Origin of the sequence: Cellulomonas wangleii (genome assembly GCF_018388445.1) — a bacterium.
In the GTDB taxonomy this organism is placed as follows: domain Bacteria; phylum Actinomycetota; class Actinomycetes; order Actinomycetales; family Cellulomonadaceae; genus Cellulomonas; species Cellulomonas wangleii.
This window is the reverse complement of record NZ_CP074405.1, coordinates 634885-647848: the sequence shown is the minus strand read 5'-3', so window position 1 is coordinate 647848 and position 12964 is coordinate 634885. Positions and strand designations below refer to the sequence as shown.

11 protein-coding genes are annotated in these 12964 nt (G+C 77.4%); 6 read left to right on the top strand and 5 right to left on the bottom strand.

What is annotated here, in order from left to right; all coding sequences use genetic code 11:
• The first annotated feature begins 60 nt into the window (after positions 1-60).
• The 3 genes from KG103_RS03205 (at position 61) to KG103_RS03195 (ending at position 2919) form a co-directional block, all read left to right on the top strand.
• Positions 61-783 carry a maleylpyruvate isomerase N-terminal domain-containing protein gene (locus KG103_RS03205; protein WP_207340431.1) on the top strand — a complete coding sequence of 241 codons (723 nt, stop codon included), beginning with the start codon at positions 61-63 and terminating at the stop codon, positions 781-783.
• A 96-nt stretch (positions 784-879) separates the two neighbouring features.
• Positions 880-1839 carry a zinc-binding dehydrogenase gene (locus KG103_RS03200; RefSeq protein WP_207340430.1) on the top strand — a complete coding sequence of 320 codons (960 nt, stop codon included), beginning with the start codon at positions 880-882 and terminating at the stop codon, positions 1837-1839.
• Positions 1840-1842: 3 nt separating this feature from the next.
• Entirely contained in the window at positions 1843-2919 is a 1077-nt protein-coding gene (locus KG103_RS03195) for an alpha/beta hydrolase (RefSeq protein WP_372434882.1), read from the top strand.
• A 12-nt stretch (positions 2920-2931) separates the two neighbouring features.
• Here KG103_RS03195 and KG103_RS03190 read toward each other — a convergent pair whose 3' ends face one another.
• Positions 2932-4320 (bottom strand): restriction system modified-DNA reader domain-containing protein, encoded by a 1389-nt coding sequence (locus KG103_RS03190; RefSeq protein WP_207340429.1) that lies wholly within the window; start codon positions 4318-4320, stop codon positions 2932-2934.
• Positions 4321-4547: 227 nt separating this feature from the next.
• Here KG103_RS03190 and KG103_RS03185 point away from each other — a divergent pair, with 227 nt between their 5' ends.
• Entirely contained in the window at positions 4548-4841 is a 294-nt protein-coding gene (locus KG103_RS03185) for an MTH1187 family thiamine-binding protein (protein WP_207340428.1), read from the top strand.
• Positions 4842-4865: 24 nt separating this feature from the next.
• Here the strand turns inward: KG103_RS03185 and KG103_RS03180 are convergent, their stop codons facing one another.
• Positions 4866-7820 carry an FAD-binding and (Fe-S)-binding domain-containing protein gene (locus KG103_RS03180; RefSeq protein WP_207340427.1) on the bottom strand — a complete coding sequence of 985 codons (2955 nt, stop codon included), beginning with the start codon at positions 7818-7820 and terminating at the stop codon, positions 4866-4868.
• A gap of 89 nt (positions 7821-7909) precedes the next feature.
• Between KG103_RS03180 and KG103_RS03175 the strand changes: the two genes are divergently transcribed.
• On the top strand, positions 7910-9253 hold the full coding sequence (locus KG103_RS03175; RefSeq protein ID WP_207340426.1) for an MFS transporter: 1344 nt from the start codon (positions 7910-7912) through the stop codon (positions 9251-9253).
• A gap of 47 nt (positions 9254-9300) precedes the next feature.
• On the opposite strand, the gene KG103_RS03170 is transcribed toward KG103_RS03175, so the two are convergent.
• From KG103_RS03170 to KG103_RS03160, 3 genes are all read right to left on the bottom strand, one after another.
• The gene (locus tag KG103_RS03170) at positions 9301-9741 is read right to left on the bottom strand and encodes an OsmC family protein (RefSeq protein ID WP_207340425.1); all 441 of its coding nucleotides are present in this window, start codon (positions 9739-9741) and stop codon (positions 9301-9303) included.
• Between the two features lie 71 nt (positions 9742-9812).
• Positions 9813-10967: an AAA family ATPase gene (locus tag KG103_RS03165; protein WP_207340424.1), complete on the bottom strand. Its 1155-nt coding sequence runs from the start codon at positions 10965-10967 to the stop codon at positions 9813-9815.
• 17 nt (positions 10968-10984) lie between these two features.
• The gene (locus KG103_RS03160; RefSeq protein ID WP_242635877.1) at positions 10985-12130 is read right to left on the bottom strand and encodes a M15 family metallopeptidase; all 1146 of its coding nucleotides are present in this window, start codon (positions 12128-12130) and stop codon (positions 10985-10987) included.
• Between the two features lie 281 nt (positions 12131-12411).
• Between KG103_RS03160 and KG103_RS03155 the strand changes: the two genes are divergently transcribed.
• Positions 12412-12891, top strand: coding sequence for a hypothetical protein (locus KG103_RS03155; RefSeq protein WP_207340423.1), 480 nt, complete (start codon positions 12412-12414; stop codon positions 12889-12891).
• The last annotated feature ends 73 nt before the right edge of the window (positions 12892-12964 follow it).

The window sequence follows — 12964 nt, the reverse complement described above, 5'->3', positions numbered from 1 at the left end:
ACGCATGAGGCGGCGGGCCCGATGGCGCGCCGGACGGCGGGAGACGGCACCATGGGGCGCATGTCCGTCGACGTCGCGACCGCCGCCACCGCCCTGCGTACCCAGTGGGACCGCCTGCACGCGTGGGTGGAGGTGATGGCGGACCCGCGGCTCGGGCGGGAGCCGTCGGTGCTCGACGGGTGGAACGTCGTCGAGCTGTGGGCGCACCTGGGCCGGGCGATGGACGCGCTGGCCGGGTGCACGCCGCTGCCGGCGGGCACCGTCCCGATGACCCTCGGCGAGTACCTCGGCACCTACCGGGACCGGGCGCAGGAGGTGGTGGAGACGACGCGCCGGCTGGCCGCCGAGCACGCCGCCGACCCCGTCGGCTACGTGACGGCCTCCGCCCGGGCGGCCTTCGCGACGCTCGACACCCTGGGCGACGGCGACCCCGTGGTCCAGGCGCGCCGTGGCCCGGTCCGGCTGTCGACGATGACCGTCTCGCGCGTCCTCGAGCTCGTCGTGCACGGGGACGACCTGTACCGCTCGGTGCGTCGCGTACGGGCCGCCGACGCCGTCACCGACCCGGTGGACCCGGGCGCCCTCGCGCTGGCCGCCGACGAGCTGCTGGGCATCGTCCGTGCCCGCGGCGGGTGGGACCTGGAGGTCGTCGACGCGCGCCGCTGGGTGCGTCTGGCCACCGGCCGCGCGCCGTACGACGTCGACGAGCTGGCCCTCGCGCTGCAGGCGCGGTACACGTCGGACGCCGTCCCCGACCTGGGGCGCATGCTGCCGCTGATGTGAGGTCCGGTCGCGTCGGGACGCCGCACCCCGCGGGCCACGACGCGCGGCGGGCGTCCTCCTGGTGGGTCGGCGCGACCCGGCGGGCTAGCGTGGGGCATGCTCTGCGCCCGCGTCACGTCCTTCTCCCCCGACGACCCGCTGACCGGCCTGGACGTCGGTGACGCGCCGCAGCCGCCGGCACCGGACGGCTGGACCACCGTCGACGTGCGGGCCGCGTCCCTCAACCACCACGACCTGTGGTCGCTGCGCGGCGTGGGGCTGCGCGCCGAGCAGCTGCCGATGGTGCTGGGCACCGACGCCGCCGGTGTCACGGCCGACGGCCGGGAGGTCGTCGTGCACGCGGTCGTGGGCGGCCCCGACGGCCGCGGGGTCCCCGCCGACGAGCCGCGCACCCTGCTGTCCGAGCGGTACCCCGGGACCCTCGCCGAGCGCGTCGCCGTCCCCGGGTGGAACCTCGTCGACAAGCCCGCCGAGCTGTCGTTCGTCGAGGCGGCGTGCGTGCCGACCGCGTACCTGACCGCGTACCGCATGCTGTTCCGCTCGGGCGGTGCGCAGCCGGGGCAGCGCGTGCTGGTGCAGGGCGCGGGCGGTGGCGTGTCGGTGGCCGCCGTGCAGCTCGGCGCCGCGGCGGGCCTCGAGATGGTGGTCACCGGCCGCGACGCCGCCAAGCGTGAGCGCGCGCTGGCGCTCGGGGCGGCGCAGGCCGTCGAACCGGGTGCCCGGGTCGGCCGCGTGGACGTCGTGCTGGAGACCGTGGGCCGGGCGACGTGGGAGCACTCGGTGCGTTCCGTGCGGCCCGGTGGACGGATCGTCGTGGCGGGGCTCACGTCCGGTGACCCGGAGCCGGCGTCCCTGACGCGGGTGTTCTTCCAGGAGATCAGCATCGTCGGCGCGACGACGGGCACCCGGGACGAGCTCGGGCAGGTGCTGGCCCTCCTCGCCCGGACCGGTGTGCGCCCCCTGGTCGACTCGACGTACCCGCTGGCCCGCGCGCGCGACGCGCTGGCCCGCCTGGCGTCCGGCGCCCACGTCGGCAAGATCGTGCTCGAGGTCTGAGGCGTGCGAGCCTCCCGTGACCCGGGCGGCGCCGACGTCCCGGCCGGGGCCGGCGCCCGCCCGGTCCCGCAGGCCCCGGCCGGTCCGGTCCCGCCCGCCCGCTGGGACGGCGCCGCCCTGACCACCACCTGGTCGCCCGACGCGCTCGGCGAGGGCTTCGAGGCCCGTCGCCTGGACCTGGCGGACGACGACGAGGGCGAGGTCACCGCCACGCTGGTGCGCCTCGCGCCGGACCCCACGCTGCGCCCCGCGCGCGTGGTGCTGTACGTGCACGGCTGGTCGGACTACTTCTTCCAGACGCCGCTCGCGCACTTCTGGCGCGCGCAGGGTGCGGCGTTCTACGCGCTGGACCTGCGCAAGTCCGGCCGCTCGCTGCGACCCCACCAGACCCCCGGCTACGTCGACGACCTGCGCACCTACGACGAGGAGATCGGCGCGGCGCTCGCCGTGGTGCGCGCGGAGCTCGGGCCCGTCGCGCGCGTCATGCTCATGGGCCACTCCACCGGCGGGCTGGTGCTGAGCCTGTGGACCGCCCGCCACCCGGGGGCCGTGAGCGGGCTGGTGCTCAACTCCCCGTGGCTCGAGCTGCAGGGCTCGTCCCTGGCGCGGCACCTGTCGGCCCCGGCCATCAGCCGGCTCGCACGCTTCAACCCCAAGGCCGCGCTGCCCAACATCGACCCCGGGTACTACGCGCGCACCATCGACGTCGCCACCGGCGGGGACTGGACCGTCGACGACCGCTGGCGACCGACGCCGTCGTTCCCCGTCCGTGCAGGGTGGCTCAGCGCGATCATGGTCGGGCACGCGGCGGTCGCGCGCGGCCTGGGCATCGACGTGCCCGTGCTGGTGACCATGTCGGACCGGACGCTCATCAGCGCACGCTGGAGCGAGGAGATGCGGTCCGCGGACGTCGTGCTGGACGTCGAGGCGATCGCGCGGCGGGCGGTCCAGCTGGGGGACGTGGTGACGGTGGTGCGTGTGCCCGGCGGCATGCACGACCTCACGCTGTCGGCGCGCCCCGCCCGTGAGCGGTTCTACGCCGAGCTGACCCGCTGGCTGGCGGCCTACGGCTGGTCCTGACCGGCCCGGGCGTCACAGCGCGCCGGTGGCCTCCGACAGCGTGGGACCGCCGTCGCCCAGGCGCCAGGCCCGCCAGCCGTCGACGCCCTCGACGCCCGAGACCGCGGCCGCCGCGTCGTCCGGGTCCGTCAGCACCGTGCCGTCGGGCAGCTCGATCATGCCGTCGGGGCGCAGCAGCGCCGAGAACCGCTGGCCGCGGCGCTCGCGCACCCACACGAGCGTCGTCACGGCACGCCGGCTCTTGGCGAGCGTCGCCAGCGCGGGGTACGGCCAGTCGGGCCGCTCCGGGCGGGGCGCGGCGGTCGCGTCGGGCGGGCTGTCCGCCAGCGCGTGCCCACCGGGCGACGTCGTGACCTCCGCCTCGGTGCGCGCGTCACCCTCGGCGCCCGGGCGGTCCGGCGTCCGGGGCCCGTCGACCACCGCGGCGCGCAGGCCGGCGACGGGCGTCAGCGTGGGCGGTCCCTCGAGCATGGAGGAGGACGGCGGCACGGACGCGTCGCGCGGCCACTCGGTGACGTCGGGGCGGCCCGGGCCGCCGTGGCGCGGGGTCTCCGCCGGCGGCTCCGGCGGCTGGGCCGTCGGCCCCGCGGTCCGGAACGGCAACGGGGTCGGCTCGGTCACGCTGCCGCGCCGGCCGATGGGCGTGGGCGCGGGCGGCTCCGTGCGCTCGGGCGGCGTGACCGCGCGCAGCTCACCGGTGGGCTGCGACCGGCCGCGTGCGGCCGGGGCCCCGGGGCCGCGCTCGAGCTCGGGCTCGTACGCCATGGCGGTCGCGAACGCCTCGCTCGAGCGCACCAGCCGCAGAGCCGTCGGCTCGACCGTGCGGCGCACCCCCTCGTGCAGCGCGAGCGGGGAGACCTCCAGCAGGCGACGCTCGTCGCCCCGCACGACACCCACCTGCATCACGTCGACCTGGTGCTCGCCGCCGCGCAGGAACCCGAGGGCGTCCGCGGCCTCGGCCGCGACCTCGGAGCACAGCAGCAGCAGACGCACCCCGCCGCGGGACCGCCCGGCGGCGGCGCCGAACGGCACGTGCTCGCGGAACGCCGCGAAGTCGACGGCGAACCGCGACGGGTCCGCGTGGTAGGCGCGCGCGAGGTCCGCCGTCGTCATGCGCGCGGCCGCTCCGCCGTGCCGCAGGGCGGTGACGATCGCGTCCTCGTCGAGCACCTGGGCCACCGCCACGACCACCGGCCGCCCCGACGCGTCGAGCGCGAGCAGCTCGGGCAGGTCCGACCGGTCCGACGCGCCACGCGCCCGCACGACGAACAGCGGCTCGCCCGCGATGGCGGCGAGGTGGTGGGTGACGAGCGCGGTGACCTCCTGGGCGAACGACCCGGCGAGCGGCTGCATCGGCTGGACGAGGCGCGGGCGCCCGTCGTCGAGCTCGAAGATCGGCATGTCGCGTCCGGGCCTTCCTTGCACGGCGGGGCGGGCGGGGCGGCGTCACGCCCGCCGGCGCGGTGCCGACCGGGCGCGCGTCGTCGCCCGCCCACTGTCCCACATCCGACCGGGCCCGGTCAGCCCGTCGTCCGGGGGACGTGGGGTCCGTCGGGAGTGCCGGGCGCGAGGGTCCCGGGTCCACCCGCGGGTGGACGCGCGGGCCCGCCGCGGGCAGGGTGGGACCCGTGCTCGTCGCCTTCTCCGTCGCCCCGCTCGGTGCGGGTGAGTCCGTCTCCCACGCCGTCGCCGACGCCGTGCGCATCGTGCGGGAGTCCGGCCTGCCGCACCGCACCGACGCCATGTTCACCACGCTCGAGGGCGAGTGGGACGAGGTGATGGACGTGGTGCGTCGGGCCACCGAGGCGGTGGGCGCGCACGGCCACCGGGTCAGCCTGGTGCTCAAGGCGGACATCCGTCCCGGGCACACCGGCGAGCTCGACGGCAAGGTCGCCCGGGTCGAGGCCCTGCTCGACGGCTGACGGGACGGCGCGTCCCGCGCCCGCTCAGCCCTCCGACGCCCCGCGCCCCAGCCGCGACGCCAGCAGCTCGGCCAGGTGCACGCCCTGCACGTCCGCGAGCTGCTCGGCCTGCGTGCGGCACGAGTACCCGTCGGCCAGGTAGACGTCCCCCGGGGCCGCGGCCCGCAGCGCCGGCAGCAGCGCGTTCTCCGCGACGGCCACCGAGACGTCGTAGTGGCCCTTCTCCATGCCGAAGTTGCCGGCGAGCCCGCAGCACCCCGCGAGCGCGGAGAACTGCGCGCCGGCCTCGGTCAGCAGGCGGCGGTCCGCGGTCCACGTCATCACCGAGTAGTGGTGGCAGTGCGGCTGCACGACGGCCGTGACGTCGGACAGGTCCGGCACCTGCCAGCGGTCCCCCGGCCCGATCGGCGCCGGTGCGGTCAGCAGCTCCGCCAGGGTCCGGGTCTCGCGCTGGACGGCCACGGCGCGCGGGTCGTCGGGCAGCAGGTCGACCAGGTCGCTGCGCAGCACGGCGGTGCACGACGGCTCGAGCCCCACGATCGGGATGCCGTTGACGGCGAACGGACCGAGCACCTCCAGCAGGTGCTCGAGCTGGTGCCGCGCGCCCTCGAGCTGGCCGGTGCTGATCCAGGTCAGCCCGCAGCACGCGTCGTGGTCCGGCACCAGCACCTCGTAGCCCGCGTCGCGCAGGACGGCCACGGCCGCGTGGGCGACCGACGGGGCGAGGGTGTCGCTGAACGAGTCGGTCCACAGCAGCACCGGGGGACGCGGCGTCGCGGCCGTGGTGGCGTCCGCGTCGGCGGGCAGCGTCACGCGCGCGGCGTCGTCGCGGCCCACGACGCGCACGTCGCCCGACCGCTGCCCGGCCCGCCGCGCCCACGTCCGGAACGGCACCGGCGCGAACCGCACCATGCGCCGCCGGGTGTCCATGCCGCCCAGCGCCAGCACGGCCTTGGCGACGGGCCGGATGCCGAGCACCGCGTTGGCCACGGCCGCGAGGCCCGGGACGCCCGTGACGAGACGCGCCCAGCGCGGCAGCCAGCCCAGCGCGTAGTGGTTCACCGGGCGCAGCCGACGGCGGTACGTGCGGTGCAGCACCTCCGCCTTGTACTGCGCCATGTCGACGCCCGCGGGGCAGTCGGACGAGCACGCCTTGCAGCTCAGGCACAGGTCCAGCGCCTCGTGCACCTCGGGCGAGGACCACCCGCGCGAGACCAGGCTGCCGTTGGCCATCTCCTGCAGCACGCGCGCCCGGCCGCGGGTGGAGTCCTTCTCGTCCTTGGTCGCCAGGTACGACGGGCACATGAAGCCGCCGGCCGCGCTGTTGTCGGCGCGGCACTTGCCCACGCCGACGCACCGGTGCACGGCGGTCGTCATGTCGCCGCCGTCGTGCGCGAACGAGAAGCCCGACGCGGCGGGCAGCGGGCGCGCCGCGGGCCGGCGCAGGTCGGCGTCGAGCGGGCGGGGGCGCACCAGCACGCCCGGGTTGAGCAGGTCGCGCGGGTCGAACAGGTCCTTCACTGCGCCGAACAGCTCGATCGTCCGCGGGGAGTACATGACGGGCAGCAGCTCGGAGCGGGCGCGCCCGTCGCCGTGCTCCCCGGACAGGGACCCGCCGTGGCGCGCGACCAGCGCGGCGGCGTCCTCCATGAACGCCCGCAACGGGTCGCCCGACCGCGTCAGCGGGACGTCGAGGCGCAGGTGCAGGCACCCGTCGCCGAAGTGCCCGTACGCCAGGCCGTCGACCCGGTGGTCGGCCATGAGCGCCTCGAGCTCGCGCAGGTAGGCCCCCAGCCGCTCCGGCGGCACCGCGGAGTCCTCGAAACCGGGCCACGCCTGCGCGCCCGACGGCGTGCGGCCACCCAGCCCGGCACCGTCCTCGCGGATCCGCCACATCGCCGCCGCGTCGGGCCCGGGCGGGAAGATGCCGACCGCGTCGGTGCCCGCGTCGGCCGCGAGCGCGCGCGCCGTCGCCAGCGCGTCGTCCAGGGTCGGCCCGCCGACCTCGCACATCAGCCAACCGCCGCCCGGGGGCAGGTCGGGCACCGCCGCGGCGCCCTTGACCCGCCGCACCACGTCCACCAGGCGCGAGTCCATGCCCTCGATCGCGAGCGGCGCGTGCGCGAGCAGGGCGGGCACGGCGTCGGCTGCCGTCGGCATGTCCGGGTAGCCCAGCACCACCAGCACCGGTGCCGACGGCACGGGCACCAGGTTCACGGTGGCCCCGAGCACCGTCACCAGCGTGCCCTCGGTGCCCACCAGCATCTTGGCCAGGTCGGTGCCGTTCTCGGGCGTCAGGTGCTCCAGCGAGTACCCGGACACCTGCCGGCGGAACCGGCCGAGCTCGGTGCGGACCACGTCGAGGTGCGCACGGACCAGCGCGTCGAGCCCCGGGACCGCGTCGAGCGCACCGGCCCCCGCACGCGCGGTGAAGCGCCGGCCGGTGCCGTCGACGACGTCGAGGTCCACCACGTTGTCCGCCGTCCGCCCGAAGGCCACGGCCCGCGGCCCGCACGCGTTGTTGCCGATCATGCCGCCGAGGGTCGCGCGGGCCTGCGTGGACGGGTCGGGCCCGAACCGCAGGCCGTGCGGCGCGGCGGCCCGCTGCAGGTGGGACATGACGACGCCCGGCTCGACGCGCGCCGTGCGCGCCTCGGGGTCGATCTCCAGCACCCGGTTCACGTGCCGCGAGAAGTCCAGCACGATGCCCGTGCCGACCGCGTTGCCGGCCACCGACGTGCCGCCGCCGCGCGACGTCAGCGGGGTCCCGGTCTCGCGCGCGACGGACAGCGCCGCGAGCACGTCGTCCGTGTCCCGCGGGAAGACCACGACCTGCGGCACCACGCGGTAGTTGGAGGCGTCGGTCGAGTACTCGGCCCGGCGCCGGGAGGAGTCGTCGACGCTCCCCCGCACCGCGTCGCGCAGCGCGTGCACGACGTCCCGGACGTCGGTCCCGGTCGCGTCGGTCGTCACAGCCACGTGCGGCAGTCTCCCACCACGCCACCGGGACCTGCACGGGCCGTCCGGTCCGCGGCGTCCGTGTGGGAGGCCGGTCGTACCGTCGGACCGTGCGACGCGCCCCGGTCACGGTCCTGTGCGCGGTCCAGTTCGTCGACGTCCTCGGCGTCACGAGCGCGACGACCGCGATCCCTGCCGTGCTCGCGGGCCTCGGCCTCGACGCGCACGCCGCAGGCCCGCTCGCGACGGCGTACGCGATGTTCTTCGGCGGCCTGCTGGTGGTCGGTGCGCGCCTCGGGGACCGCTACGGCCACCGTCGGGTGCTGGCCGCGGGGCTCGTGGGGTTCGCCGCGGTGTCCCTCGTCGGCGGGCTCGCCGGGTCGCTCGCGCAGGTGCTCGCCGCGCGTGCGCTGCAGGGCGCCGCGGCGGCGCTGTCGGTCCCGTCGGCGCTGCGGCTGCTGCTGCACGCCACGCCCGAGGCCGACGCCCGGCGCACCGCGCTGGCCGCGTGGAGCGCGGCCGGCGCCGCCGCGGGCGCCGCCGGGTTCGTCGTGGGCGGCGCGCTCGTCGAGGCGCTCGACTGGCGCGCCGTGTTCTGGGTCAACGCGCCGGTCGGGGCCCTGCTCCTGGTGGGCGTGCTGCTCGTGGTGCCCGCGCTCGCGCCCGACGACCGCACGACACGGCTCGACCTGGTGGGCGGGGCCCTGCTGGTCGTGTCGGTGATGTGCGTCGTGGCAGGGGCCGCAGCCGTCGAGCAGGGTGCGGGGGCGGGGCGCTCCGGCCTGCTCCTCCTGGCGGGCACGGTGGCCGCCGTCGGGTTCGTGGCGCGGATGCGGCGGGCCACGGACCCGCTCGTCCCGCCGGCCGCGTGGCGGTCGGCCCAGCTGCGGGACGGGACGGTGCTGTCGTTCGTCAACACCGCCACCACCAGCAGCGCGGCGGTGCTCGCGACCCTCCACCTGCAGGACCGGCTCGGCCTGTCCGCGCTCGCGACCGGGCTCACGCTGCTCGGGCTCAGCGTGCTCGTCGTCGTCGGGGCCGCGGCAGCCAAGCCGCTGCTGGACCGCCGGGGGCCGCGCACGGTGGCCGGGCTCGGCCTGGCGGTGGTCGCGGTCGGCGACGTCGTGCTCGTCGCGGGCGGCGCGACGTGGGCGGCGGTCGGGGCGGGTGCCGCCGTCCTCGGCCTGGGGCTCGGCCTGGCGTCGGTCGCGGCGACGGCGCTGGGGACCGACGTGCCGGAGGACCTCGCGGGCAGCGCCAGCGGCATCCTCAACACCGGCGCGCAGCTCGGCACCGCGCTCGGCACCGCCGTCCTCGTCATGGTCGCCGGGGTGACGTCGGTGTCGTGGGGATGGGCCGCGGCGGCGCTCGGAGCGGCGGTCACCGCGGGGTGGTCGTGGCGCGCCGGGCGGGCCGACGCGGCGCGCCACGGCGCGGCGACGGTCGGCGCCTGAGGCGCCCGGCGGCGCCTACCCGCCGCGCGCCGCCGGCCGCCTCGCCCTCAGGACTCCAGGGCCGCGTCGAGCGTGATGTCCGTGCCGGTCAGCGCCTTGCTCACGGGGCAGCCGGCCTTGGCCTTCTCGGCCGCCTGCTGGAACCCGGCCTCGTCGAGGCCCTCGACCTCGCCGCGGACCTTCAGGGCGATGCCGGTGATGCGGAAGCCGCCCGCCGGGTCCGGACCCAGGCTGACGTCGGCGGTCACCTCGAGCGCGACGGGCGTCCCGCCGGCCTCGGCGATGTCCGCGGACAGCTGCATGGCGTAGCACGACGAGTGCGCCGCGGCGATGAGCTCCTCGGGGCTCGTCGTGCCGCCCGCGTCCTCGGCCGCCCGCTTCGGGAACGAGACGTCGTACGTGCCGACCTGCGAGCTGCTCAGCTCGACCTGGCCGCCGCCGTCCTGCAGCGTGCCGTTCCAGGCGGTGCGTGCGGTGCGCGTGGGCATGACCACTCCTTCGTCCGTCGGTGGGTGGGCGCGAGCCGCGCCCCCCAGCGACCCTACGGGGGTGCCCCGCGTCAGCGCGCGCGCTCCAGGTGGGCCGCGACCACGTGCGGGGGTGCGCCCGCGGCCCGCAGCGCCCACGCGGCGCGGGCGTGCAGCGCCCGGCGCTGCCCCTCGTCGAGCCCCGCGTACAGCGACGTGCGGACCAGGTCGTGGCGGAACACCAGGCGGTCGCCGCGCGCGTGGACCACACCGGCGGCCAGACCGTGGCGCAGGGTCCGCCAGCACTCCGTGACCGGCTCGCCCGCCAGCGCGGCGAGGTCACCGACGACGAACGAGGTGCCCAGCACCGATGCCTGCCCGAGCATCGTCAGGACGTGCGGCCCCAGGTGCTGCACGTGCGCGCGCCCCACCTCGTCGAGCTCGTCGAGCCAGCCCGTGCCGACGACCTCGACCACGCCGCCCGAGCGCTCCAGCACACCGCACGCCTCGGCGGTCCGCAGCACGTCGACCACCAGCCGCGGGTTGCCGCCGGTCGTCGAGAGCACACCACGCAGCGCCGGCCCCACGCTCCCGCGCAGCAGGTGCTCGGCCAGCTCGACCGTGGCGGCCGGTCCGAGCGGGCGCAGCTCCAGGTACCGGGCCCCGGCGCGCGTCCAGCCGGCGACGACCACGTCCAGCTCGGCGCGGTGCGGCACCCCGCGCATCGTCATGACCGTCAGGGCGCTGGGCAGCGCCCCCTCCCCGGCCAGGTCGGCCAGCAGGTGCAGGCTGCACGGGTCGGCCAGGTGCACGTCGTCGAGCGCCAGCACCCACGGGCCGAGCTCACCGCGGCGGCGCACCAGGGCCGCGAACAGCTCGTCCGCGCGGGCGAAGCGCGCCGGGGCGCCCGCACGCTCGGGCGGCAGGACCTCCAGCAGCGCCGCGAGCTCGGCCACGACCGGGCCCCGCCCGTCCCGACCGCGCGACGGCCCGAGCAGCGCGTCGGTGAGCAGCGTGTACGGCGGGGCCGCGGGACCGACCGCACGGCCGAGGCACACCTCGATCCCCAGGAGCCCGGCGGCGCCCTGCAGCGCCTCGACCAACCGGGTGCGACCGACGCCGGCCTCGCCCTCCAGCAGCACCGTGGCACCGCCACCGGTCGCGACGGAGGACAGCAGCTCGTCGATGTCGTCGAGCTCGGCCCCGCGCCCGACGAGCGGGCGCGCGCGGGACGTCGGCTCGGTCATGCACCCGATCGTATGACTCAGCCCACGTACTCCCAGTGCCACGGCTCCGGCTTGCTGCCGCCGGCCTGCGCCCAGGCGGGGTGGACCCACTGGAACGACGCGGCGTTCTCCCGCATCCACTGGTGCTCGGCGGTGCCGAAGCCCTGCACCCCGCCGGCCAGGTCGACCGCGAGGCCCCAGCCGTGGTTGGACGTGCCGGGCGCGGCGCACAGGCCACCCTTGTTGGCGCGGCACGCGACCTGCGCACCGTAGGACCGGTAGGAGTCGGTCACGTACAGCGGGCGGCCGAAGTGCGCGGCGAACGCGGCGTTGAGCGCCTCGAGGGCCTCGGCCGCGTCGCAGCGCAGCCGGGCGTTGCCGTCGAAGGACACCCCGCACAGCGCCTCGTCGGGGATGCGGCCGTTCGCGTACCCCTGCAGCGAGACCTTCCACGCGGCGCGCTGCGCCTCCTTCTCGGCGGCCACGCGCGCCGCCTCCTCGGCGGCGGCCTGCGCGGCGGCCTGCGCGGCGGCCTCGGCGGCGGCCTGCGCCGCGGCGGCCTCGGCCCGCTTCTGGTCCGCGGTGCCGGAGACGACCTCGGCGGCCTCCTTGACCCGGTCGAGCGCCGCGCGCAGCGGCGTGGTCCCGGGGTCCGTGGTGGGCGGCAGCGTCACGTCGGCGATCCGGTCGGACGCGTCCTCCTCGGCGGGCGCCGGCTCGGCCGGTGCGTCCGGGGCCGGCGCCTCGGCGGCGGCCGCCGCGGCCTCGGCTGCGGCGGCGTCCTCGGCGGTCGCGCCGTCCGCCGGGTCGACGGTCGCGTCGGTGGTCTGGGCGGTGCCGGTGTCCACGACGTCCTGCTCGCCGCGCTCCGCGTCGCGCGAGGCGCTGCGGGACCGCTCGACGATCTCGGGGATCTCGACGTCCGCCATGGCGGCCTGCAGCTCGGCGGTCGCGGCGTCGAGCTCGGCGAGCAGCTCGTCGGGGACGGCGGCCTCGGCGGCGTCCGCGCGGACGGCGACGGCCTCGTCCACGGCGGCCTGCGCCGCCTCGACGGCCTGCGCGCGCAGCTGCGCGGTGTACGCGTCGGCCGCACGGGCGGCCGCGGCCCGGGTGAGGGAGGAGTCGTCACCGGCCACGGCGGCGACGGAGGGCTCGGCGTCGGTCGTCACGACGACCGCGCCCATGCTGAGGACGAGAGCCAGGGCGATGCCGCCCTGGGCGGTACGGATGGCGACACGGGGTACACGTGCGGCACCGGGGGAAGCCGGTCGCTGCGGGCGGGGCGCGGCGTGCTTGCCTCCCGTCCGTCGCCGGACGGTGATCTTTCTGTTACTCACGCGCAACACGTTATGTGTCTCGGACTGTCGTCCAGAAAAGTTGAGGCCGAGAGAGCGCGAAGATCCTGTGCACGTTCTGTTACCACGGAGACACGCGGCCCGCACGGCGGCCCACTACGCTGACGCCCGTGCCCGCAGACGTCCGCCCCGACACGGCGAGGACCGCCGCCCCACCGTCCGCCGCGGACGGCGGGGGCCTGGACGACCTCTACGACATCGCCCGCCTGGCACGGCGGCTCGACGTGGAGCACGCGACGATCCGCGTCTGGCTGTCCCGCAAGGTGCCGTGGCTGCCGCCCCCCGACGGGCGGCTCAACGGCGGTGCCGTCTGGCGCGCGTCGACGCTCGAGGGCATCGAGGAGCGGCGCTTCCGTCGCCGCCCGGGCCGCAAGCCCCGCTTCACCTCGGCACCCGCAGCCGCCGACGTGCCGCGCACGGGATCCATCCCCGTGGTGGCACCGCGCACGGGCGCCGTCCCGCTCGTCACCGCGCCCCGCGTCGGCGCCGAGCCGCCTGCCGCCGGACCCCTCGTCGCGGCCCCCGCAACGGCCCCGACCGTCGCCGCGAACGACCCGTCCCACGCCGTCGGGGCGCTCACCTCCCGCTGATATCCGCCCGATCCCGGCCGAACCCTCCCTGCGCCGCGCCCGTGGCGGCCCGACCCGGCGAACCCGGCGAAGC

What these genes read in the sequence shown, in the direction of transcription:
- KG103_RS03200 (WP_207340430.1), top strand. Translation starts at nt 880, where the DNA reads ATGCTCTGCGCCCGCGTCACGTCCTTCTCCCCCGACGACCCGCTGACC.
- KG103_RS03190 (WP_207340429.1), bottom strand. Translation starts at nt 4,320, where the DNA reads ATGCCGATCTTCGAGCTCGACGACGGGCGCCCGCGCCTCGTCCAGCCG.
- KG103_RS03165 (WP_207340424.1), bottom strand. Translation starts at nt 10,967, where the DNA reads ATGACCGAGCCGACGTCCCGCGCGCGCCCGCTCGTCGGGCGCGGGGCC.
- KG103_RS03205 (WP_207340431.1), top strand. Translation starts at nt 61, where the DNA reads ATGTCCGTCGACGTCGCGACCGCCGCCACCGCCCTGCGTACCCAGTGG.
- KG103_RS03170 (WP_207340425.1), bottom strand. Translation starts at nt 9,741, where the DNA reads ATGCCCACGCGCACCGCACGCACCGCCTGGAACGGCACGCTGCAGGAC.
- KG103_RS03160 (WP_242635877.1), bottom strand. Translation starts at nt 12,130, where the DNA reads ATGGGCGCGGTCGTCGTGACGACCGACGCCGAGCCCTCCGTCGCCGCC.